24 protein-coding genes are annotated in these 23,690 nt (G+C 41.7%); 1 reads left to right on the forward strand and 23 read right to left on the reverse strand.

Annotation, left to right across the window (positions count from 1 at the left end):
• The 23 genes from ACFSJE_RS02590 to ACFSJE_RS02700 form a co-directional block, all read right to left on the reverse strand.
• Window positions 1-1,470 carry a MoxR family ATPase gene (locus tag ACFSJE_RS02590; RefSeq protein WP_379829418.1) on the reverse strand — a complete coding sequence of 490 codons (1,470 nt, stop codon included), beginning with the start codon at window positions 1,468-1,470 and terminating at the stop codon, window positions 1-3.
• Window positions 1,471-1,477: 7 nt separating this feature from the next.
• Window positions 1,478-2,641, reverse strand: coding sequence for a vWA domain-containing protein (locus tag ACFSJE_RS02595; RefSeq protein ID WP_379829419.1), 1,164 nt, complete (start codon window positions 2,639-2,641; stop codon window positions 1,478-1,480).
• A 63-nt stretch (window positions 2,642-2,704) separates the two neighbouring features.
• The gene (hisIE, locus tag ACFSJE_RS02600; RefSeq protein ID WP_379829420.1) at window positions 2,705-3,301 is read right to left on the reverse strand and encodes a bifunctional phosphoribosyl-AMP cyclohydrolase/phosphoribosyl-ATP diphosphatase HisIE; all 597 of its coding nucleotides are present in this window, start codon (window positions 3,299-3,301) and stop codon (window positions 2,705-2,707) included.
• A 3-nt stretch (window positions 3,302-3,304) separates the two neighbouring features.
• Complete coding sequence (hisF, locus tag ACFSJE_RS02605; RefSeq protein WP_379829421.1) at window positions 3,305-4,060, reverse strand: imidazole glycerol phosphate synthase subunit HisF; 756 nt, start codon at window positions 4,058-4,060, stop codon at window positions 3,305-3,307.
• 22 nt (window positions 4,061-4,082) lie between these two features.
• Window positions 4,083-4,598 (reverse strand): DinB family protein, encoded by a 516-nt coding sequence (locus tag ACFSJE_RS02610; RefSeq protein WP_379829422.1) that lies wholly within the window; start codon window positions 4,596-4,598, stop codon window positions 4,083-4,085.
• Window positions 4,591-5,370 carry a 1-(5-phosphoribosyl)-5-[(5-phosphoribosylamino)methylideneamino]imidazole-4-carboxamide isomerase gene (hisA, locus tag ACFSJE_RS02615; RefSeq protein ID WP_379829423.1) on the reverse strand — a complete coding sequence of 260 codons (780 nt, stop codon included), beginning with the start codon at window positions 5,368-5,370 and terminating at the stop codon, window positions 4,591-4,593. The genes ACFSJE_RS02610 and hisA overlap by 8 nt, the downstream gene beginning before the upstream one ends.
• Before the next feature lies 1 nt (window position 5,371).
• Window positions 5,372-5,788 (reverse strand): GNAT family N-acetyltransferase, encoded by a 417-nt coding sequence (locus tag ACFSJE_RS02620; RefSeq protein ID WP_379829424.1) that lies wholly within the window; start codon window positions 5,786-5,788, stop codon window positions 5,372-5,374.
• A gap of 1 nt (window position 5,789) precedes the next feature.
• Window positions 5,790-6,374: an imidazole glycerol phosphate synthase subunit HisH gene (hisH, locus tag ACFSJE_RS02625; RefSeq protein ID WP_379829425.1), complete on the reverse strand. Its 585-nt coding sequence runs from the start codon at window positions 6,372-6,374 to the stop codon at window positions 5,790-5,792.
• Between the two features lie 82 nt (window positions 6,375-6,456).
• Window positions 6,457-7,593, reverse strand: a complete 1,137-nt coding sequence (hisB, locus tag ACFSJE_RS02630; RefSeq protein WP_379829426.1) for a bifunctional histidinol-phosphatase/imidazoleglycerol-phosphate dehydratase HisB — start codon at window positions 7,591-7,593, stop codon at window positions 6,457-6,459.
• Complete coding sequence (gene hisC / locus ACFSJE_RS02635; RefSeq protein WP_379829427.1) at window positions 7,593-8,642, reverse strand: histidinol-phosphate transaminase; 1,050 nt, start codon at window positions 8,640-8,642, stop codon at window positions 7,593-7,595. Before hisC ends, hisB begins: the two co-directional genes overlap by 1 nt.
• Window positions 8,643-8,676: 34 nt before the next feature.
• Entirely contained in the window at window positions 8,677-9,966 is a 1,290-nt protein-coding gene (gene hisD, locus ACFSJE_RS02640) for a histidinol dehydrogenase (RefSeq protein ID WP_379829428.1), read from the reverse strand.
• A complete protein-coding gene (locus ACFSJE_RS02645) occupies window positions 9,959-10,399 on the reverse strand; it encodes a GNAT family N-acetyltransferase (RefSeq protein WP_379829429.1) in 441 nt (146 codons plus the stop codon). Before ACFSJE_RS02645 ends, hisD begins: the two co-directional genes overlap by 8 nt.
• A gap of 10 nt (window positions 10,400-10,409) precedes the next feature.
• A complete protein-coding gene (gene hisG, locus ACFSJE_RS02650) occupies window positions 10,410-11,267 on the reverse strand; it encodes an ATP phosphoribosyltransferase (protein WP_379829430.1) in 858 nt (285 codons plus the stop codon).
• Window positions 11,268-11,473: 206 nt separating this feature from the next.
• Complete coding sequence (locus ACFSJE_RS02655; protein ID WP_379829431.1) at window positions 11,474-12,289, reverse strand: prohibitin family protein; 816 nt, start codon at window positions 12,287-12,289, stop codon at window positions 11,474-11,476.
• Window positions 12,290-12,298: 9 nt separating this feature from the next.
• Window positions 12,299-14,332: a vWA domain-containing protein gene (locus tag ACFSJE_RS02660; RefSeq protein WP_379829432.1), complete on the reverse strand. Its 2,034-nt coding sequence runs from the start codon at window positions 14,330-14,332 to the stop codon at window positions 12,299-12,301.
• Between the two features lie 6 nt (window positions 14,333-14,338).
• On the reverse strand, window positions 14,339-15,088 hold the full coding sequence (fabG, locus tag ACFSJE_RS02665; protein WP_379829433.1) for a 3-oxoacyl-[acyl-carrier-protein] reductase: 750 nt from the start codon (window positions 15,086-15,088) through the stop codon (window positions 14,339-14,341).
• Window positions 15,089-15,193: 105 nt separating this feature from the next.
• Window positions 15,194-16,066 carry a succinate--CoA ligase subunit alpha gene (sucD, locus tag ACFSJE_RS02670; protein WP_379829434.1) on the reverse strand — a complete coding sequence of 291 codons (873 nt, stop codon included), beginning with the start codon at window positions 16,064-16,066 and terminating at the stop codon, window positions 15,194-15,196.
• 59 nt (window positions 16,067-16,125) lie between these two features.
• Window positions 16,126-17,061 (reverse strand): UDP-3-O-(3-hydroxymyristoyl)glucosamine N-acyltransferase, encoded by a 936-nt coding sequence (locus ACFSJE_RS02675; RefSeq protein WP_379829435.1) that lies wholly within the window; start codon window positions 17,059-17,061, stop codon window positions 16,126-16,128.
• Between the two features lie 6 nt (window positions 17,062-17,067).
• Window positions 17,068-17,634 carry an elongation factor P gene (gene efp, locus ACFSJE_RS02680; RefSeq protein WP_379829436.1) on the reverse strand — a complete coding sequence of 189 codons (567 nt, stop codon included), beginning with the start codon at window positions 17,632-17,634 and terminating at the stop codon, window positions 17,068-17,070.
• Between the two features lie 4 nt (window positions 17,635-17,638).
• Window positions 17,639-18,424: an acyl-ACP--UDP-N-acetylglucosamine O-acyltransferase gene (lpxA, locus tag ACFSJE_RS02685; protein WP_379829437.1), complete on the reverse strand. Its 786-nt coding sequence runs from the start codon at window positions 18,422-18,424 to the stop codon at window positions 17,639-17,641.
• Window positions 18,425-19,837, reverse strand: a complete 1,413-nt coding sequence (locus tag ACFSJE_RS02690) for a bifunctional UDP-3-O-[3-hydroxymyristoyl] N-acetylglucosamine deacetylase/3-hydroxyacyl-ACP dehydratase (protein ID WP_379829438.1) — start codon at window positions 19,835-19,837, stop codon at window positions 18,425-18,427.
• Window positions 19,824-20,855 carry a UDP-3-O-(3-hydroxymyristoyl)glucosamine N-acyltransferase gene (lpxD, locus tag ACFSJE_RS02695; protein ID WP_379829439.1) on the reverse strand — a complete coding sequence of 344 codons (1,032 nt, stop codon included), beginning with the start codon at window positions 20,853-20,855 and terminating at the stop codon, window positions 19,824-19,826. Before lpxD ends, ACFSJE_RS02690 begins: the two co-directional genes overlap by 14 nt.
• Before the next feature lie 23 nt (window positions 20,856-20,878).
• On the reverse strand, window positions 20,879-22,105 hold the full coding sequence (locus tag ACFSJE_RS02700) for an HD domain-containing protein (protein WP_379829440.1): 1,227 nt from the start codon (window positions 22,103-22,105) through the stop codon (window positions 20,879-20,881).
• A 36-nt stretch (window positions 22,106-22,141) separates the two neighbouring features.
• Here ACFSJE_RS02700 and porX point away from each other — a divergent pair, with 36 nt between their 5' ends.
• Window positions 22,142-23,686 carry a T9SS response regulator signal transducer PorX gene (gene porX, locus ACFSJE_RS02705; RefSeq protein ID WP_379829441.1) on the forward strand — a complete coding sequence of 515 codons (1,545 nt, stop codon included), beginning with the start codon at window positions 22,142-22,144 and terminating at the stop codon, window positions 23,684-23,686.
• Window positions 23,687-23,690 lie beyond the last annotated feature (4 nt).

Here is a 23,690-nt window from a genome sequence, read left to right on the forward strand (position 1 = left end):
CTATAACCCTCGGATATAGCTTCCGTACAAATCTTTAAATTGAAAGCCTTTAACAAAACGGTGCTTGCTCAACTTTTTATGGACAACCAATCCCCAAAGTAAAAGTTCTTTCATGAAATAGGAATCTTCTTTGGAAACAGAGGGCTGATATTCCTTGATGAGATTGTTCAGTGGTGGCACGGAATCCAATTTTGTTTTGTAGTCCGCATCGGAATCGTCATCAAGGAGGTCAAACCCTTCTCCTTCAAAAAACCAGTGGACCAATTCATCGTATTCAGTTTCAGCTTCTTTGCGCTGAAGCTTATCTATTTTAGGGAAATAACTGGGAAAAAGAGATTTGATAGCATCCTCAATCAAAGTTTCAGCCACAAAACCGGCGCCCTCCTGTTCTCCTTCATAAACCAATTCAATTTTTCCAGTGATGGAGGGAATAACCCCCATAAAATCACTTAAACGTACCGACGTTTTTTTGTCTCCCGAATGAACTGCTCTGCGCTCTGCGGTACTCAAAAGATTTTCAAAGGCGGTGATGCTCATACGGGCGCTCACGCCACTTTTGGCATCCACATATTCGCTGTTACGGGCCTCAAAACTGATTTGCTCCAAAACATCCATGGCAATTTCTGGCACATATACATTATCAGACTGCCTTTGGTCCAGTTGCGCTTCTTGCTTGGTGATTTTTTTGGCAATTTCAATACTTTCTGGGTAGTGGGTCAAAATTTGGGAACCGATTCTATCCTTTAATGGTGTTACAATGCTTCCTCGATTGGTATAATCCTCAGGGTTGGCTGTAAATACAAATTGAAGGTCCAACGGAAGCCTTAATTTAAACCCACGGATTTGGATATCTCCTTCCTGAAGAATGTTGAACAAGGCCACTTGAATACGAGCTTGAAGGTCGGGCAACTCATTGATGACAAAAATACAACGGTTCGCTCTTGGAATCATCCCAAAGTGAATCACTCGGTCATCCGCATACGATAGTTTCAGATTAGCAGCTTTGATAGGGTCAACGTCTCCAATCAAATCGGCAACCGTAACATCTGGTGTGGCTAATTTTTCATAAAACCGTTCGCTCCTGTGAATCCAGTCTATGGGCGTTTTATCGCCTTTTTCTTTAATAAGTTCCGTTGCAAATCGAGAAATCGGTTTCATTGGGTCATCATGCACTTCGGAACCTTCCACAATAGGCATCCATTCGTCCAATAGTTGCACCATCAATCGCGCTAAACGGGTCTTGGCTTGCCCTCGAAGACCTAGAAGATTGATGTTATGCCGGGAGAGAATTGCCCGTTCCAACTCAGGAATCACTGAGTTTTCATAACCCCAAACCCCCTCAAATACTTCCTCTCCTTTTGAGATTTTGCTCAAAAGATTTTCGCGTAGCTCATCTTTAATGCTTTTGGTTTGAAATCCGGCAGCTTTTAGCTCCCCCAATGTTTTTATTTTGGTATGATCCAATTTCATAAAATTGTTATCCTTTAATTCTTCTTTTTCTGTTTTGCTCGTAATCTTCAAAAATCATTTCACCCAGTCCTTTAAGTCCTGTATAAAAAGCCTTGCCTTTGTTGGCTTGGGTAAATTCACGCACAAACTGCATCAAATAGGGGTCTTGGGCGATCATAAAAGTGGTGATGGGAATATGAAGTTTCCGCGCTTGTTGGGCCATAGCGTAGCATTTTTCTACGATGTACTCATCCAAGCCCACACTGTTTTTGTAATAATCGCCGTTGGGCAATCGCAGACAAGAAGGTTTTCCATCGGTAATCATGAAGATTTGCTTGTTGGTGTTTCGTTTTCTGCGTAGCATATCCATAGCCAATTGTAATCCAGCCACTGTGTTCGTATGGTACGGGCCTACTTTCAAATACGGTAAATCTTTTATGGGAATGGGCCATGCATCGTTTCCGAACACCAAAATTTCCAACGTATCTTTTGGGTAGCGCGTGGTGATTAATTCCGCCAATGCCATAGCCACCTTTTTCGCAGGAGTGATTCGGTCTTCGCCGTACAGAATCATACTGTGACTGATATCAATCATTAGCACCGTACTCATCTGAGCCTTGTAATGGGTATCTTCAACCACCAAATCGTCTTCGTTCAAGGAAAAACTGTCCAGACCATGATTGACTTGGGCATTACGCAAACTTTCGGTCATAGAAATGCTTTCCAAGGAATCGCCAAAACGGTATTCCCTAAAATCCCCGGTATGCTCATCTCCCCTACCGGATTTCCCAGTCCGGTGGTTACCAGCGCCACTTCGTTTTAATTTTCCAAAGATTTGGTCCAAAGCACGTTGCCGGAGCATGCGTTCCAGTTTAGCGGTAATGGAGAGATTTCCCGGACCGCTCCCTTCTTCGCCCTCTTCACCTTCACCAGCTTCACGATCATCCATATCAAATTCTTCGCGGATGTAGCCTTTAGCTTTAAGGTCTTCTATAAAATCATCGATAGTGTAATCCTCATCGGTGAGTTCGTATTCCTTGTCCAGCTCACGGAGCCAATCCAAAGCTTCCTCAACATCGCCAGAGGTGTGTGTGATCAATTCTTGAAAAATCTCAAAGAGTTTTTCAAACGGGGTTTGTTCCGGGGCTTCGTAAGTAGTAAAACGAAACCCTTTTCTTGTATTCATAGCCATTACATAAAATTACGGTATTTCCGTGTAACGACTAGGGCTTTAAAAAAAACTTAACGCTCTTGTTCAATGGCGTTTTTGGAGCACCTGGGCAATGTCATTCAATTTGTAACCCTTGGCCTGTAGCAGAATAAGGTAGTGAAAGAGTAAATCGGCACTTTCATTTAAGAAGAGTTCCTCGTTATCATCTTTGGCCTCAATAACAGTCTCAACGGCTTCTTCCCCTACTTTTTGCGCAATTTTGTTAATGCCTTTTCGGAACAGCGAAGCGACATAACTACCTGGATTTTCAGGATCATTTTTTCTGGAAGTGATGATGTCCTCTAAATCGGAAAGAAAGCCATAGACTTGAACATTTTCCTCAGCCCAGCAGGTATCGGTTCCTTTGTGGCAGGTGGGTCCAACAGGGTTTACGGTAACTAAAAGCGTATCGTTGTCGCAATCTACTTTGATATCAACCAAGTTCAAAAAATTACCGCTTTCCTCCCCTTTGGTCCATAAGCGTTCTTTGGTCCGACTGTAAAACGTGACTTTTTGGGTCTTTTGGGTCACCTCCAACGCCTCTTGGTTCATATAGCCCAGCATCAAAACATTTTTGGTATTGGCATCTTGAATGATAGCCGGCACCAATCCGTCTGGGTTTTTGTTGAAATCTATTTCCATATCCTAAATTCTAACAGGAATTCCTTTTTCCTTCAGTTCGTTCTTTAAATCCTTTATTTCAATCTCCTTAAAATGAAAAACGCTGGCCGCAAGAGCGGCATCCGCTTTTCCATTTTTAAATGTATCGGTAAAATGCGAAATAGTCCCGGCCCCACCTGATGCAATCACGGGAATGTTCACTAATTCGGATAATTCTGCCAAGGCCTCATCCGCAAAGCCGTTTTTGGTGCCGTCATGGTCCATGGAAGTGAACAAAATCTCACCTGCTCCCCGTTCTTCCACTTCTTTGGCCCATTGAAACAACTCAACTTCGGTTAGAACCTTACCGCCTACCAAGTGTACCTTCCAAATACCGTCGACCTGTTTGGCATCAATGGCCACCACAATACATTGGGAACCAAATTTAGCCACCAATTCGTTGATGAGTTCGGGTCGCTTTACCGCGGAAGAATTGATGGAAACTTTATCCGCTCCATTTTTTAGGAGGATATCCACATCTTCCACTGAGGATATGCCACCACCGACCGTAAATGGAATATTAATGGTTTCCGCTACATGATAGACCAATTCTGCCAAGGTCTTTCGCTTTTCTTCGGTGGCCGAAATATCAAGAAACACAAGCTCGTCCGCTCCTTCCTGTGCATAAATAGCGGCAAGTTCCACAGGGTCACCCGCATCTCTCAGGTCAACAAAGTTCACTCCTTTTACGGTTCTTCCGTCTTTGATGTCCAAACAAGGTATGATTCGTTTTGTAAGCATGGTTTACTCTCTCTGACGTGGTTTATTCGTTCTTTACATTCAAATCAAAACCATCATAAAAGCCTAGGTCTTGATTGTTCAATAGTTTTGTCCACAGTGCAATCTGACCTGTGTGATACGACAGGTGTTCGGTAACATGAATCATATTCCCAACCCCCGAAAAATTAAACCCTTGTACATTTCTCTTGCGAAGTAGTTCCGCCAATGGTGCTTCATAGAATGCTCTTTTGGCCTCATCAATCGTATCGCTGAGTTTTTGAATCAATTCTTCTTTGGAATATCCAGAGGTGGTAGAGAATTCCTCATCGCGCTTTCGATTGTCCTCCAAGTTTTGAATGGAAGCAATTCCATATTGAGTGATGTTGCCACACAAGTGCAATATCAAATTCCCAATACTGTTCGCTGATTCATTGGGCTTTTGCCAGATGGCTTTCTCAGGGAGCTGTTCCAAGCAGATTTTTATCATGCGGAGACTTTCGTTCATACGATAACCTGCATTCCAAACCAGTTCTTCCTGTAGTTCTTTTTCTTTATCCATTTGCTAGGATGTATTGTTCCAATTGTTTTAAACTGATTCTGTTTTCATAAATGGCCTTGCCAATTATGGTGCCTTCACAACCTATTTCAGCGAGCTTGGGGAGCTCATCAAAAGTAGAAATCCCTCCACTAGCAATCAAATTAATACCAATGCTCTCAACATCCTCCACCCCACTACCCGTGACCAAAGTTTCATGCTTCATGGTTTTGGAAAGGATTTTTTTATAAAGTTCAAACGAAGGCCCTTCCAACATACCATCTTTGCTGATATCGGTGCAAATTACATATTGGATTCCTTTCTTTTGGTAGGATTGAATGAAAGGAACCAGTTCTTGATTTGATTCTTCCTGCCAACCCGATACGGCCACTTTTTCATTTTGTGCATCGGCACCCAGAATGATTTTATCGGAACCATAGGTTTCCAACCATCCCAAAAAGGTTTCCTTTTCCTTCACCGCTATACTTCCTCCGGTTATCTGGTTGGCACCACTTTCAAAAGCAATATGCAGGTCTTCGTCCGATTTTAATCCTCCGCCAAAGTCTATTTTTAAGCTGGTCTGGGATGCAATAGTTTCCAAAACTTTATGATTGACAATGTGTTTGGATTTGGCGCCATCTAAATCCACAACATGCAAATATTGGATACCATGCGCTTCAAATTCCTTGGCGACCTCCAACGGGTTTTCATTATATATCTTTTTGGTACCATAATCCCCTTTGGAAAGTCGAACGCATTTCCCTTCAATAATATCTATGGCTGGAATCAATCTCATTTTAATCGTATTTAGCTTTATCCATGGCCATCCACATATCAGAATTCCCAACTTTTGAAAAACCTAATGGGGCATACAGTCCATGGGCATCTTTGGTTTTCAGGGCAACCGTAAAGACGTTTTTAATATCTGGATGTTCCAAAATGTGTTTTACCAGTGTTTTCCCCAATCCTTTACCTTTAAAATGTTCAAAAATCAATACATCCATGAGGTAAGCAAATACAACCTTATCCGTTAAAACCCTAGCGAAACCAATCTGCTCATCTTCTTGGGTATACAATCCAAAGCACAAACAACTTTCAATGGTTGTCGTGGTCAATTCCAAAGTACGATATCCACCCCAATAGGTACTCTTCACCTGCTGATGGATTTTAGGGATGTCCAATTTATCCTTATCGGTTGAAATGTAATATTCCATATTAACTAAGACTTAGAAAGTTCTTCAAAATCTCACTGCCAACATCGCTGCTTTTTTCAGGATGAAACTGCACTCCGTAGAAATTATCCTTTTGTAAAGCGGCACTGTAGGACAATCCATACTCTGATGTTGCAATTGTCTCAGCATCCAACGGAGCATAGAAACTGTGCACCAAATAAATATAGGATTTGTCTGGGATTCCTTTGAATAAATCGGTTTTTAGGTCGGTGATTTGGTTCCATCCTATTTGGGGTACTTTCACCGTTTTTGGAAACTTTACCACATCCAAATCAAAAATGCTCAAACCTTTTGTATTTCCTTCTTCTGACGATTTACACATTAATTGCATCCCCAAACAAATACCTAAAACCGGCTGTTTTAACTGGGGAATAATGTTGTCCAAACCACTGGCCCGTAATTTGGCCATGGCCGAACTCGCTTCTCCAACCCCTGGGAAAATAACCTTATCGGCATTTTGGATTTCCGCTACATCATGACTCAAAACAGCCTCATAGCCCAACCGTTTGATGGCAAACTTGATGCTTTGGATATTTCCGGCGCCGTAATCTATAATGACTAATTTCATTTTCTTCTAATTCGATTGTCTTTTCGAGCAAAGCGAGAAATCTAGATTTCTTAGTCACAAGCTCCTTCGAAATGACTTTATCTTATAACATACCCTTAGTAGATGGAAGAACCATTTTATCCGCATCCCGTTTTACCGCCATTTTAATGGATTTTGCAAAGGCTTTGAATATAGCCTCGATTTTATGGTGTTCATTGGAGCCTTCGGCTTTAATGTTCAAATTGGCTTTGGCACCATCGGTAAAGGACTTGAAGAAATGCAAAAACATCTCCGTAGGCATCTCCCCTATTTTTTCACGTTTAAAATCGGCATCCCAAACAAGCCAGTTCCTCCCACCAAAATCAATGGCTACTTGGGCCAAACAATCGTCCATGGGCAAGCAAAAACCGTAGCGCTCAATTCCAAGCTTGTTTCCTAACACTTTTGAGAAAACTTCACCCAAAGCTATCGCCGTATCCTCAATGGTGTGGTGTTCATCCACTTCCAAATCGCCATCCACTTTTATGGTTAAATCCATTTGACCATGACGTGCCAATTGGTCCAACATGTGATCAAAGAAAGCCAGACCAGTTTGTATGTTGCTTTTCCCGGTTCCATCCAAATTCAACTTGATTTGGATATCCGTCTCATTGGTCTTTCTGGAAATTTCAGCGATTCGATTCTCAAGCTTCAGAAACTCATAAATTTTTTCCCAGTCGTTGCTCTCCAAAGCGATGTATGCGTCCAACTCTTCTCGTTTTACTGTAATTTCCCCGGTGCCCAAGTGAGTTTCATCATTGATGAAAATGCCTTTTGCACCTAAATTTTTTGCCAATTCCACATCCGTAAGACGGTCGCCGATTACAAAGGAATTTTTCAAATCATATTCCTCCGAAAAATAAGAAGTAAGCATTCCTGTACCCGGTTTTCGGGTATTGGCATTGTCCTTCGCAAAAGTTTTGTCAATAAAAACTTGGTCAAATACAACCCCTTCATTTTCAAAGGATTTCAAGATGAAGTTATGTACAGGCCAAAAGGTTTCCTCTGGAAAAATGTCGGTCCCCAAACCATCTTGATTGGTAATCATCACCAACTCATAATCCAATTCTTTCGCGATTTTACCCAAATAGGTAAATGCTTTTGGATAGAAAATCATTTTCTCAAACGAATCTATCTGCTCATCTACTGTTTCCTTGATGATGGTGCCATCGCGGTCAATAAAAAGTACTTTTTTGCCCATTATCCCAATTGTTTTAAAATGGCTATCAATTTTTTGTTTTCTTCTGGAGTTCCCACCGTGAACCGAAGGGTGTTTTCACACAGTGGTTGTGTACTTCGGTTTCGAACCACAACGTGTTGCTCCAATAATTGTTGGTATCTTTTGTTGGCATCATCCACTTTGGCCAAAACAAAATTGGCATCGGTGGGATAAATTTCTTGTACAAATCCTACTTTCTCTAATGCATCAATCAAGTCATCCCGTTCCTGTAAAATCTGTTTTACTTCGTTATCAACGGCATCTTGGTTAATGACCCGTTTCAAGGCCTGTTGTTGCGTAAGCTGATTCACATTGTAGGGAGGCTTTATTTTATTCAGGATGGTAATTATTTCTTCGGACGTATAACAAATTCCCAATCGGATTCCCGCCATTCCATAAGCTTTGGACAAGGTTTGGGTTACTATCAGATTCGGATATTTCTTCAAACCAGAAAGCCAACTTTCTTGTTCCGAAAAATCAATATAAGCCTCATCAATGACCACCAATCCGTTGAAACTCTCCAATAATGCTTGCACCTTTTCCCTAGAAAAAGCATTCCCGGTGGGATTATTGGGGGAACAAATGAAAAGCAACTTGGTATTTTCATCAACGGTGTTCAAAATTTCTGGAACATTTGGCTCAAAATCTGAGGTCAACAATACTTCCTTGTTTTCCACCGCATTGATTCCAGATAAAACCTTGTACATGCCATAGGTAGGCGGTAGCGTAATGATGTTGTCTTGATTGGGTTCACAGAACGCCCTAAAAATAAGGTCAAGGACTTCATCACTCCCATTGCCGAGGAGCATATTCACTTCGGAAACGCCTTTTTGTTCAGCCAAAACTGATTTTAAACTCCTTTGATACGGGTCTGGATAGCGGTTGACCCCATTCTCAAACGGGTTTTCATTGGCATCCAAAAAAATCATTTCAGAACCATCTGAAACGTATTCATCACGTGCGGAGGAATACGGACTCAATTTTTTGACACTTTCCCTTGTTAAGGTTTCTATGTTGAAAATCTTATTCATTTTTTGAGGTCTCGACTGCGCTCGACCTGACATTTTAATTCTGTTCTAAATAGTTTAATCGAAGGGTTACCGCATTTTTGTGTGCCTGCAATCCTTCGGCCTCAGCCATTAATTCAATGGCGTTTCCAATTTTTTTCATTCCCGATTCGGAAATCTTCTGAAAAGTCATGCTCTTCATAAAACTATCCAAATTCACTCCACTGTACTGCTTAGCATAGCCGTTTGTTGGCAAGGTGTGGTTGGTTCCGGAAGCATAATCACCGGCACTTTCTGGGGTATAATTTCCAATAAACACCGACCCCGCATTTTGGATTTTATCGAGATAGAAATTCTCATTCGCCACACAAACAATAAAATGTTCTGGGCCATATTCATTGATTAGGTCAATGGCTGTTTCATCATCCTCCACCAATATCAATTTGCTATTGGCGATGGATTTCTCCGCGATTTCCTTTCGAGGCAAAACTTTAAGTTGGGATTCAATTTGATTTTCAACAGCATTTATCAAATTTTCCGATGTGGAAACCAAAATTACCTGACTATCGGTGCCGTGCTCTGCTTGACTCAACAAATCCGAAGCCACGAAGGCAGGTTTTGCCATATCATCCGCTACTACCAATAGCTCACTGGGCCCTGCAGGCATGTCAATGGCCACATTGTGCTTGGTTGCCAATTGTTTGGCCACGGTTACATACTGATTCCCTGGGCCAAAAATTTTATATACTTGCGGAATCGACTCAGTGCCAAAGGTCATCGCTGCAATAGCCTGAATACCCCCAACCTTAAAAACTTGCGTTACGCCGCACAAGCTAGCAGCATACAAAATAGTGGGATTCACTTCTCCATCTTTGTTGGGAGGGGTACACAATACAATTTCTTGACACCCTGCAATCCTTGCGGGTACGGCCAGCATCAAAATCGTTGAAAATAGAGGGGCGGTTCCCCCAGGAATATACAATCCCACTTTTTGAATGGGTCTTTTTTCCTGCCAGCACTGCACTCCAGGCATCGTCTCCACTTCAACTCGGCTTGTTTTTTGCGCAGCATGGAATGTTTCAATATTGGCTTTCGCCAAGGCAATAGCCTGTTTCAATTCCTCGGAAACTGATTTAGATGCTTTTAGGATTTCATCTTCAGTGACCAAAAGTGAGCTCAGCTTGGCTTTATCGAATTGCTCTGTATATTGTTGAACAACAGCATCCCCACCGTGTTTAACTTCTTCAAAAATGGTATTCACGGTCTGCTCAATATCCGACACACTTTGTGTGGGCCGCTTTAGCAGCTCTTGCCAATTTTTTTTATCTGGATTTATTATTTTATTCATCTCGCAATCGTTTAATCAGGTGAATCCCCAACGGTTCGTACCCGTGGCTTTCCCAAAATTTCTTCCCTCTGGTATTCTTGGCATAACAATTTACCTCTGTCCCCACACAACCAATTTCTAAAGCGTACTTGAACAGAAAATCCATCATCAATTTTCCTATTCCTTTTCCCTGATAGTTGGGGTCAATAATCACATTGTCAGGTTCCACATGCTTTCCAGCGTAAAGCTTATTCAATGTCCAAACCCCACAAATGCCAATCAACTGCTCACCATCATACACCCCAATGCATTTGTATCCCATGGGAATCATCTCGGTCAATCGGTTTTCTAAAACCTCCATTGAAATTCGGTTTCCATTCAGCATATACGCCAAGGGAAGAATAGTTTTTAGTTTTTCAACGGGAATCCATGTTATGGTAAATTGCGTTTCCATACCGCATTGTTTACATGACCATTTTTTCGATGGGACATACCAAAATACCTTCAGCACCGGCCTGTTTCAACGCATGGATGACCTCCCAAAAGGTGTCTCGTTTAATCACGGAATGAACCGAACTCCAACCTTCCTCAGCCAACGGCAATACCGTAGGGCTTCGCATTCCAGGCAAAATGGAGATGATTTCCTCCAATTTCTCGTTCGGGGCATTCAACAAGATATATTTGTTCTGTCTGGCCTGAAGAACGGATTGTATCCTGAACTGCATTTTTTTCAGGATTTCCTTTCGTTCTTCCGAAATCAATGGAGAAACTGCCAATACGGCTTCACTCTTTAGAATGACTTCCACCTCTTTCAAATTGTTTTTAAAGAGTGTGCTTCCGCTGGAAACAATATCGCAGATGCCATCGGCCAAACCAATATTGGGGGCTATTTCCACAGAACCATTAATAATGTGCAAATCTGCCGTAACACCTTTGGATTTAAGGTATTCAATTACCGTATTGGGATACGAAGTGGCAATTTTTTTACCTTCAAAATCCTTAACGGAGCTATACTTTACGTTTTTTGGGATGGCTAAGGACACCTTACACTTTGAGAAATTCAATTTCTCCACAATGGAAATATCCTGACCTTTCTCAATCAGCACATTTTCTCCAATAATGGCAATGTCCACTACCCCATCTCTTAAATATTGAGGGATGTCGCCATTACGTAAATAGAATACTTCCAAAGGAAAGTTCATTGAAGTGGCCTTAAGTTGGTCTTTGCCATTGTCGATACTAATGCCACAATCTTGTAAAATTTTGAGCGAATCTTCGTTTAATCGCCCACTTTTTTGAACCGCAATCCGAATCTTTGTCATGCTTTTTTAAAAATTTAGTCCAGAAACCAAAACGGACTTAAAAACAAAACCCGTTTGATTTCTCAAACGGGTTAGAATATATCTTGATATACAACAATACATTTCTATCTCGCTTGAGAGCAAGTATAAAAATGGTGATGATGTACGTTTTTGTTTCTCATTTCACGCCAAAAGTAGCATATAATTTTTTATCAAAAAAGCCTTATTTAGTTATTTCCCAAAATTAATGGCAATCCGTCATCGCCCGAGCCCACAACGACGATCTTGGCATTGGGGGATTCAGATAACTTTAAGGTAGCATCAATACCCTTGTCTTGAAGAATTTTATCCGTTAGAGAGGCACTAAGAATTCGGTTGGCATCTGCCTTACCTTGCGCTTCAATCCGAACTTTTTCCGCTTCCTTCTCAGCGGTAACCAATCGGAATTCGTACTCCAACGATTCCTGCTCTTGCTTCAATTTACGTTCAATGGCATCTTTAATGGTTGGCGGCAAGGTTACATCCCTTACCAACACTTCATTCAATTGAATGTATTGGTCGTCTACAATTTTCTGGGTCTCCTCAAATATTTCCTGCTGAATCGCATCCCGCTTGCTGGAATACAATTGCTCTGGCGTGTAACGTCCAACCACACTACGTGCGGCAGACCTGATTGCAGGAAGCAACACACGTTCAATGTATTGTTCACTTTTTTCTTGGTGCAACTTTCCTAGCTCTTCATACTTGGGTTGAAACCACACTGAGGCCTCCAATTTAATGTCCAATCCGTTGGATGAGAGCACATTCATTTTTTCCAATCGTTCTTGCTGACGCACTTCATAAATGTAAACACGGTTCCAAGGAGCCACTAAATGGAACCCTTCACCTAAAGGTGGTTCGTCGGTGACCACACCTCCCCCGAAATATTTATAAAGAACGCCCGCTTCTCCTGAACCAATGGTCACAGTAGATCTAGACATAAATATGATGAGTACAATAATTCCCGCAATAGCAGGCAATGCAATTTTTGGTAATCTGTCCATATATATAGTTTATATTAATCCGTTATATTTCCTGATGAACCATTCTAGGGCCAGTGCTAATACAATCAGTCCCAATAAAATACGGAAATCTATTAAAGATACAACATTTTGACTGCTCTTTTGAACGGGAAGATACCGTTGCGATGATGATAGGTCACTTATCAGTTCATCCAACGTGTTTGGATAATAGAGTTTTCCGTTCGTGTTGTCTGCGAGACGTTGTAGCTTGTTGTAATTGGATGAAATCAATTGCAGTTCCGGATTAAAGTCTAAGATTTTGAAAGACCCTGAACGTTTTAGATTTTCACCGCCCACGGTTACCGTAAATTGATATTCCCCTGCTTCCAAATCACTCAAGTCAACTTCATAAAAATTCCCTTTGATCAACATTGGGGATTCACGGGTAAAATCGTTGTTCTTGTTTTGGACTGAGATGGTGATGTTCGCATTTGGGTCAAACTGATAACTTTCGTCAAAATACGTTGCCCGAATTTGAGCAATGCTGGCGTTGTCATAAACCAAATCAAATTCCAACTCCAATCGACTTCTTTGGTCATTGCTTCCCAAGTAGACCATTAGGTTTCCAATGAGTTCATCAAAATTGCCAAACGATTCTGTGTTACGATAGGTCTGTGCACGCCACTTCCAAACATTTTCACCAAACAGTGCCGCTTCACGTTGTTTCCCTTGGTTCAAGACGGCAAGCAAAGGTTGATTCAAATCCACTCCTTTTATCTGCTGATACAGCAATGTCTCCCCATTTTTCAGTAGGTCGATGTTTCCCAAATTCCCACGGAGTGGCGGAAAATCATCCACATTAAAATTCCCAAGACCAAAGATGCCAAAAGTAGTATTGAGAATCGGTAAAATATCTTCAGACTGATTGATATTCTCCTTCGCAAAACTTTGTTGGGTCCGATTTAAAAAATTCCAATCAGTTTTGGAGCCGGTAATCGTAAAAATGCTTTTTCCTGAATTGGCTACGTAATCGTAAACACCCCTGAAATTTCGAGTGGGTTGATACAGAATCAAAATATCGGCCTCCTCTAGGCTACTTGCCGTCGTATTCGGTTTGATAACGCTTACGGAACGTTGTTCATTGGCCTCAATGGACTTTTTTAATGCGCCAATATCAGGGTGGAGAATATCTGAAACAATAACCACATTGGTTTTTTCGTCAATCACTTCAATGGCGGTTTCCTTGCTATTATTGACACGATTTTTCTCGTTTTCCAATGGTTCCACCTCAATTTTTAAGGTCTTTACCCCCACACTTTTGGCTTCGATAAGTGTATTTAGTGTTTGGCTGTTTTTGGATGCATCAAAATTTAGGCGTTGCTGAAACACCCGAGTGCCATCCAAAGAAATGGAAACTGTTTTGGAAACAGGACGTGAACCCCGATACAAAATGGTGGCTTCAACCGGAAATTGATTTCTCAGAAAAGCATAGGTGTTCGTGTTGACCAATCCCACTGAAATATCTTCATACGCTGTGGTATCGCCAACCACCACTGGATTCACAGATAAGTTGGAGCCTAGGTTGATGTACTCATAATCCCGGCCCAATGTCTGATTTCCATCAGAAAATAAGACAACGGTATTGGTTCCGTTTACAAAAATCTCATTAACGGTGGAAAGTGCGCTGGAAATATCGGTGTTTCGCTGGTCAAAATGAAGTGAATCTGCCACCTGTAAATTGGTTCCGAACGCATATTGATGAATGGAAAATCGCTCATTCAATCCTTCATTGGAAGTAAGCTGATTAACCAACTGAGGAACTGGAGTTTCTGCTTGGGCATCTTGCATGGAAGATGAATCATCTACCAAAACAACAAGATTGGCTTTTTCCAGATAATAATCGCGATTGATGAATTTTGGATTTATCAACAACAAAAGCACACAAAACAAAGTGATGAACCGCAAAGCAGCCAACACTATTTTCAGTGAACCTTTTCTTGGATTTCTATAGAAATATTGATAAAAAACAACGGTAAGCGCGGTAATCGCTGCAAGGAAAATAAGGAGTACCGTGCGAAATTCCATCCACTACTATGTTAACATGCCACCGTCCACGTTGAGCACCTGCCCGGTAACATAATCAGATAGGTCCGAAGCCAAATACAAACACGCATTGGCCACATCTTCGGGACTTCCACCTCTTTTCAATGGAATGGCATCTCGCCAACCTTGAACCGTTTTCTCATCCAATTTATCGGTCATTTCAGTTTCAATGAAACCAGGTGCAATGGCATTGCAGCGGATGTTTCGTGATCCCAATTCCAATGCTACTGATTTGGTGAAACCAATCATTCCGGCTTTGGAAGCGGCATAGTTGGTCTGTCCAGCGTTTCCTTTTACACCAACAACACTACTCATATTGATGATGGAACCTTTTCGCTGTTTCAACATGGTACGTTGTACCGCTTTGGTCATATTAAAAACGGATTTCAGGTTGATTTCGATAACCGTATCGAAATCCTCTTCTCCCATTCGCATCAACAAATTATCCTTGGTGATTCCGGCATTGTTGATCAATACATCTATTCTTCCGTCAAAATCTTCTAATACCTGGGCAATCAACTTTTCAGCTTCCTCGTAACTTGCCGCATTACTTTTATAGGCTTTGGCGGTAACTCCCATTTGGGACAATTCCTTTTCCAATTCCAAAGCTGGAGTTTCACTAGAGCTATAGGTAAATGCCACATTGGCGCCATGTTTTGCGAAAACTTCGGCTATTCCTTTTCCAATTCCCCTACTTGCCCCTGTTATGATTACGTTTTTGCCTTCCAAAAGTTTCATAGATGATGTGTTTGAATGGTTATCAACCAAATATAGTTGTTGTTTTATGTTTTTAAAGAAAAAAATCCCGCATAAAACGGGATTTAGAATAGTTTTAACGGTTGGTTATCCAACCACTTCTTTCACTTTTACGCCGATTTCAGCGGGTGAATCCACTACGTGGATACCGCATTCGCGCATGATTCGTTTTTTAGCTTGGGCCGTATCATCGCTACCGCCAACAATGGCTCCAGCGTGACCCATGGTACGTCCTGCAGGTGCAGTTTCACCAGCAATAAAACCTACGATAGGCTTTTTGCTACCACTTTCTTTATACCATTTTGCGGCATCTGCCTCTAATTGACCACCAATCTCTCCAATCATCACCACGCATTCTGTCTCTGGGTCATTGATCAACAATTGAACGGCTTGTTTGGTTGTAGTTCCGATGATAGGGTCCCCACCAATACCAATAGCAGTGGTGATACCCAATCCCTGACGAACAACCTGGTCAGCAGCTTCGTAGGTCAATGTTCCTGATTTGGATACGATACCCACATGTCCTTTTTTGAAGACAAAGCCGGGCATGATTCCTACTTTAGCTTCACCGGGAGTAATAACACCTGGGCAGTTTGGTCCTACCAGTGTACAATCTTTTCCTTTAATATAGTCATTGGCCTTTACCATATCAGCCACAGGGATTCCTTCGGTAATGGTAATGATGACTTTGATTCCAGCATCTGCGGCCTCCATAATGGCGTCTGCAGCAAAAGCGGGTGGGACAAAAATAATGGTGGTGTCGGCACCAACTTCCTTAACCGCTTCTTCAACGGTGTTGAAAACTGGTTTTCCAAGGTGTTCTTGTCCTCCTTTACCTGGAGTAACTCCACCAACCACATTGGTTCCATATTCAATCATTTGTTCGGCATGAAATGTTCCTTCGCTACCGGTGAAACCTTGTACAATTATTTTTGAATCTTTGTTTACTAAGACGCTCATATATTAAACTTAATTAGGTGCAAAAATACGCTTTGCAAGGGGTTTTGTCTATTGATTTTTTAATTCTTTTTCAATTTTTCGAGGATTTCAGGAATCTTCTTCACATGTGCCATTTGTTTGAGCTTTTCCCTAGCTTCCTCAGCAGGGCTTCCAAAGTAGGTGGTATGGCCTTCCAACGATTTAGCGACTCCAGATTGGGCGAGAATTACAGCCTTTGTTCCGATAGTGGCACCACTGGTGATTCCAACTTGTCCCCAAAGAGTAACTTCGTCCTCAATAACCACACAACCCGCAATTCCAACATGGGAAGCAATCAAACATTTTTTTCCGATTACGGTGTCATGTCCAACTTGAATCTGATTATCGAGCTTAGAACCTTCCTTTATGGTAGTGTCACCTGTTACACCACGGTCAATGGTGCACGAAGCGCCAATATCCACATGGTCTTCAATGACAACCCGGCCTCCGGAAAGCAGTTTGTCGAATCCTTCAGGTCGTTTCTTGTAATAAAATGCATCAGCTCCTAAGACGGTTCCGGCATGGATAGTGACATTGTTGCCAATGATGCAATTGTCATAAATAGTGACATTGGGATGAATCAAACAGTTTTTCCCGATTTTCACATGGTTACCGATAAAAACGTTCGGTTGAATGATGGTCCCCTCACCTATTTCAGCAGTGTCCGAAACAGAAGCTCCAGCCGTTTGGAAAGGTTTAAAGTGACGGGTCAATCTATTGAAATCCCGAAAAGGATCATCTGAAATCAAAAGTGCTTTTCCTTCAGGGCACTCCACCTTTTTATTGATGAGCACCACAGAGGCCTTGGATTGAAGGGCTTTGTCATAATATTTGGGATGATCCACAAATACAATGTCCCCTTCTTCCACTACGTGTATTTCATTCATACCAAATACAGGAAAAACATCGTCCCCGACAAACTCGGACCCGATGATTTCTGCAATTTCCTTTAAGGTATGGGCTTTAGGGAATTTCATTCCGTACTATTCTTTAGCACGTTCCATGTATGCTCCTTTTTCCGTATCAATCTTAATTTTGTCCCCTTCATTGATGAATAAGGGAACATTGATTCGGGCACCAGTTTCCACAGTGGCGGGCTTAGTGGCATTGGTTGCCGTATTACCTTTCACTCCGGGTTCGGTGTGGGTCACTTCCAAGATAACACTTGCGGGCATTTCAACCGAAAGCGGCATATTGTCCTCTGCGTTGAAAATGATGGTCACCACTTCACCTTCTTTCAATAAATCAGGAGCATCCAACGAATCTTTTGGCAAGGCAATTTGGTTGTAATCCTCCGTATTCATAAAATGAAAAGTGTCCCCTTCTGGATATAAATATTGGTATGAACGGGTTTCAACACGAACATCCTCAATTTTATGACCGGCAGAGAAGGTATTGTCGATAACCTTACCCGTGGTTACACTTTTTAATTTGGTGCGGACAAAGGCTGGGCCTTTTCCTGGTTTCACGTGAAGAAACTCGATAATTTTAAAAATGTCATGGTTGTATCGAATGCACAACCCTTTTCTAATATCAGACGTACTTGCCATATATTTAATTTGAACTAAAATAACCTTTCATGATTCCTCGTTGCGAATCGCGGATAAACTGTAGAATCTCATCGCGTTCTGGAGTAGCTTCCATTTCAGCTTCTATAATGGATGCCGCTTGGGAATTGTTATAATTTTGTTGATAGAGGATTCGATAAATATTTTGAATCTCCCTGATTTTTTCTGCTTCAAATCCCCTTCTTCGCAAACCAATGGAATTGATTCCAACATAAGAAAGCGGTTCACGAGCTGCCTTTACAAACGGTGGAACATCTTTCCGAACCAAAGAACCTCCGGTAACAAAGGCATGATTTCCAATGGAAACAAATTGATGTACCGCTACCATTCCTGCCAAAACAACATTTTGGCCAATGGTGACGTGTCCAGCTAAGGTAGAGTTATTACTGAAAATACAGCCGTCTCCCACAACACAATCGTGGGCAACGTGGCAGTAGGCCATAATCAAGCAGTTATTGCCAATCACGGTTTTCATCCGGTCTGAAGTACCTTTATTTATGGTGGCACACTCCCGAATGGTCGTGTTATCCCCAATTTGAACAGTGGTATCCTCACCTTGATATTTTAAATCTTGTGGCATGGCCGAAATAATGGCGCCAGGGAAAATATTGCAGTTTTTTCCGATGCGCGCACCTTCCATGATAGTGACGTTGGACCCAATCCAAGTACCCTCACCAATAGTCACGTTGTTGTGAATGGTGGTAAAGGGCTCAATCACCACATTTTTGGCGATTTTGGCTCCGGGATGTACATATGCTAGGGGCTGGTTCATCTAAGAATCTGTGTTTTTTGTTTTCACGATCTGCGCCATCAATTCCGCTTCGGATACCAATCTGCCATTGGCATAAGCGTAGGCTTGCATATGGCAAATCCCTCGGCGGATAGGTGAAATCAAATCGCATTTAAAAATTAAGGTATCCCCTGGCACTACTTGCTGCTTGAACTTCACATTGTCAATCTTCATAAAGAAGGTCAAGTAGTTTTCTGGGTCTGGAACGGTGCTCAATACCAAAATTCCTCCGGTCTGAGCCATTGCCTCAACTTGTAGTACTCCGGGCATTACAGGTGCTCCGGGGAAGTGTCCCACAAAAAAAGGTTCGTTCATGGTCACATTCTTTACACCAACCACATGGGTATCGGAAAGTTCCAAAATCTTATCTACCAATAAAAATGGCGAACGGTGCGGCAACATGTTCATGATCTGGGTAACATCCATTAAAGGTGTTTGATGCAAATCATAGGTAGGAACCTTGTTGCGTTTCTCTATTTTTATGATTTTGGATAATTTTTTGGCAAACTGCGTATTTACAAAGTGCCCTGGCTTGTTGGCGATGACCTTACCTCGGATTCGTGTACCGGCCAAGGCCAAGTCTCCTACAACATCCAATAATTTGTGCCTTGCAGCTTCATTGGGGTAATGAAGGGTAAGGTTGTCCAATATGCCATTGGGTTTTACGGAAAGCTTCTTCTTGTTGAAGGCTTTTTCCAATTTTTTCATGGTAGATTCCGAAATCTCTTTATCCACATAAACAATGGCATTGTTCAGGTCACCTCCTTTGATTAAACCATGCTCTAAAAGCATTTCAAGTTCATGAAGGAAGCTAAACGTGCGGGCATCGGCTATTTCCTTTTTGAAATCTGACATTTGTTCCAAAGTGGCATTTTGTGTGCCCAAAACTTTGGTGCCAAAGTCAACCATGGTGGTTACTTGGTAATGATCCGATGGAATTACCGTGATTTCACTGCCCGTGGTTTCATCTTTATAAGAAATAACATCTTTCACCACATATTCCTCACGTTCTTGGTCTTGCTCCACGATTCCGGCCTCTTCCAAAGCTTTTACGAAAAATTTGGACGACCCATCCATAATGGGCGGTTCCGGAGAATCCAGTTCTATGAGGACGTTATCAATATCCAGCCCTACCAAAGCAGCCAAAACATGCTCTGATGTTTGAATTTTGACTCCGTTTTTTTCCAAGTTGGTACCACGTTGTGTGTTGACCACGTAGTTGGCATCAGCCTCAATAATGGGCTCGCCTTCCAAGTCTACCCGTTTAAAGGCAAAACCATGGTTTTCCTTTGCGGGCAAGAAACTCATGGTTACGTTCTCGCCTGTATGCAACCCTACTCCTTGTAGTGTTACTTTCTTTTCTATGGTGCGTTGCTTGTTGCTAATTTTGCTCACCTTCAACCTTTTTTGCTATGTTGGAGATTTGATTTACCAGTTTTGGTAAATTTTTAAAGTGTACATAAGATTTATTGAAGTCGCCGTAGTTCAGTGCTGGAGATCCTTGGAGTACTTCATCGTCCTTGACGTTTCTGCCAATCCCAGATTGTGCCTGAATCTTTACCCGGTCCCCAATGGTAATATGGCCCACAATACCCACTTGCCCGCCAATAAGGCAGTTTTTTCCAATTTTGGTGGAGCCAGCAATTCCTGTTTGTGCAGCGATTGCAGTATGTTCACCAATTTCTACGTTGTGGGCAATCTGGATTTGATTGTCCAGCTTTACCCCTTTTCTAAGTATTGTGGATCCCAGGGTGGCACGGTCAATTGTGGTTCCTGCACCAACGTCTACATTATCTTCAAGAATTACATTTCCGGTTTGGGGTACTTTGCTGTATTCGCCGTTGGCATTTGGAGTGAATCCAAAACCGTCGGCGCCAATAATTACACCACTATGTATGGTGCAACTTTTCCCAATAATCGATTCTGAGTATATTTTGGCCCCAGCAAAAATCATTACATCATCACCAATAGTGACGTTGTCTCCGATATATACATTGGGATATACCTTAACATTGTTTCCTAACTTCACGTTTTCACCCAGATACGAAAAAGCACCTAAATAAAACCCTTCTCCGTACCGAGCACTTTCCGAAATAAAGGACGGGCTCTCAATGCCCACTTTATTGTTCTTCACTTGGTTGTAGTACTCCAATAATTTGGAAAAAGATTTATAGGCATCTTCTACCTTGATCAATGTTGTGGACAAAGACTGTTCTGGAATAAAGTCCTTATTCACAATGGTGATGGATGCCTTGGTGGAGTATATATAAGAGGTATATTTTGGATTGGCCAAAAAGGTCAATGAGCCTTTTTCACCTTCCTCGATCTTGGATAATTTATGAACAGCGATTTGAGGATTTCCCTCAACTTCCCCCTCTAGGATTCCGGCAATTTGGGTGGCTGTGAATTTCATTTGTGCAAAAGTAACAAAATTTGTCAAACAGCTTCCTTAGGGTAGCAGCTATAATATTTGGTCACGGTTGTAGACAATGCTTTTAGACTGAGTTGGTCAGATTCTTTGAGCACATCGGTTATTCTACCATTCTTTTTAAGAATGTTAATGGCCTGTTGTTCTTCACTATAGGCCTTGTTCGAGATTTCGCCCTGAAACACAAAATTGGAGGCGTCCTCTGCTGAAAGGTCGTACATTTGGATGATTTCCTGCAATTTTTTCTCCATTTTTTGTGGGTCGATGGGTCGCTTTTTTATTTTGATATGGAGCAGTTTTCGGTCCAACAACATTTTGCACATTTTGGAGAGTACCACATCCTCATGAAACTGCCAAGATTTGACGGCGCCTAAAATATCCACATCGTCCAATTGCGCGAAAATAGACAGTATTTCAGCATCAAAATGAACGCTATCATTCTGTTTTAGAAAAAATAAAAGCGGCGTACTCCCTTCTAATTGGTTTCCTTCGGACAAAATCTTGCGGGCGCGTTGCATGATTCTAATCAGCAATTGCTCCGCTACCAACCCTGTTTTGTGAAGGTACACTTGCCAATACATGAAACGCCGTGCCATGAGGAACTTTTCAACAGCATAAATACCTTTTTCCTCAACCACAAGGTTTCCATCAGCTACGTTGAGCATATAGATGAGTCGCTCCGAATTAATGTTCCCCTCTGTAACCCCAGCATAAAAACTATCCCGCTTTAGATAATCCATTCGGTCCATATCTAGCTGACTCGACACCAACTGATTCATAAAAGGCTTGGGGTAATCCCCCTTGAAAATGGAAATGGCAGTATCCAACTGGCCATTAAATTCCTTGTTGAGCTCCATCATAAATTTCAAGGAAATGGACTCGTGACTTAAATCCTTCACCACAAAGCCCTCCAAAGCATGGGAAAATGGGCCGTGGCCAATATCGTGCAACAAAATAGCACAGAGTAAGCCTGTCTCCTCCTCCTCAGTTATAGCTACCCCTTTCAATTTTAAAACATGAATGGCCCTTTCCATTAAATGCATGCTTCCCAATGCGTGATGAAAGCGGGTGTGGTGTGCTCCGGGATATACCAGATACGACATTCCCATTTGAGAAATTCGGCGCAGCCGCTGAAAGTGCGGATGACCTATCAGTTTAAAAATAAGTTCATTTGGAGTTCCAATAAAACCGTAAATTGGATCGTTAAAAAAGTTAAGCTTATTGGTTTTTACCAAGGAAGTTTGTTTTTATGCCACAAAGATAACTACTATATGAACAAGATTACAATTCTTTGGGTTGATGATGAAATTGACCTCTTAAAACCCCACATTCTTTTTCTAGAGAGCAAAAATTATAACGTAGTTACCAGCCAAAGTGGGCAAGATGCGTTGGAGGAGTTGAGGAATTCTTTTTTTGATATTGTTTTTTTGGATGAAAATATGCCGGGTATATCCGGTTTGGAAACCCTAAATGAAATTAAAAAGCTTGATGCCTCTATTCCCGTGGTGATGATCACCAAGAGTGAAGAGGAGTATATCATGGATGAAGCCATTGGTTCCAAGATTGCCGATTATTTGATAAAGCCTGTAAATCCCAATCAGATATTGTTGTCCTTGAAAAAAAGTCTGGACAATTCCCGATTGGTTTCGGAAAAGACCACCTCTAGCTATCAACAGGAATTTCGAAAGATTGCTATGGACCTATCCATGGTGAACAGCTGTGAAGAATGGGCGGAACTCTACAAAAAACTTATCTACTGGGAGCTTCAATTGGAAGAAATTGAAGATTCTGGAATGTTCGAAATTTTGGAATCCCAAAAAGTGGAGGCCAATTCGCAATTCAGCAAATTTGTGGACAAGAACTATGGAAGCTGGTTTAAAAATGGAGAGGCTCCCATTATGTCGCATACCTTGTTCAGAAATAAGGTTCAGCCAGAATTGGATGGAAACAAGACCTTATTGGTCGTCATCGATAACCTGCGTTATGACCAATGGTTGGCCTTTGAGGAAACCCTTTCCGTTTATTATAAAAAGAAACAGGAAAGTGCCTATTTCAGTATCCTTCCAACGGCCACACAATATGCTAGAAATGCCATTTTCTCTGGATTGATGCCCTTGGATATGGAAAAACAATACCCCGATTGGTGGAAAAACGACACCGATGATGGAGGAAAAAATTTGTTCGAAGCTGAATTTTTAGGAGCACAATTGAAGCGTTTAGGACTTAACTTAAAATGGGAATACCACAAAATAAGCAACCTAAAACAAGGTAAGCAGCTGGCCCAGAATTTCAGGTCACAAAAAGACAATGACCTGACCGTTGTGGTGTATAATTTTGTGGACATGCTCTCCCACTCCAAAACTGAAATGGAGGTGGTAAAAGAATTGGCATCCAACGATAAGGCCTATCGGTCACTTACATTGAGTTGGTTCAAGAATTCGCCTTTGCTGGAAATCGTTCAACAAGCACAGAGCTTGGGCATGAAGCTCATCCTTACCACAGATCACGGAACCATTAACGTAAAACAACCTTCCAAGGTGATTGGAGACCGTGAGACCAGCCTCAATCTTAGATACAAAACAGGCAGAAGCCTTACCTATGAGGACAAGGATGTGCTGGCATCAAAAAATCCGCAGGAAATCCATTTGCCAAACATCAATTTGAGCAGCAGTTATATTTTCGCCAAGAACGACCTTTTCTTTGCCTACCCCAACAATTACAACCACTATGTGAGCTATTACAGAAATACATATCAACATGGTGGAGTTTCTTTGGAAGAAATGATTGTTCCTTTCGTAGTTTTGGAGGCAAAATAAATTG

Origin of the sequence: Flagellimonas iocasae (assembly GCF_042682725.1) — a bacterium.
GTDB lineage: Bacteria > Bacteroidota > Bacteroidia > Flavobacteriales > Flavobacteriaceae > Flagellimonas > Flagellimonas iocasae.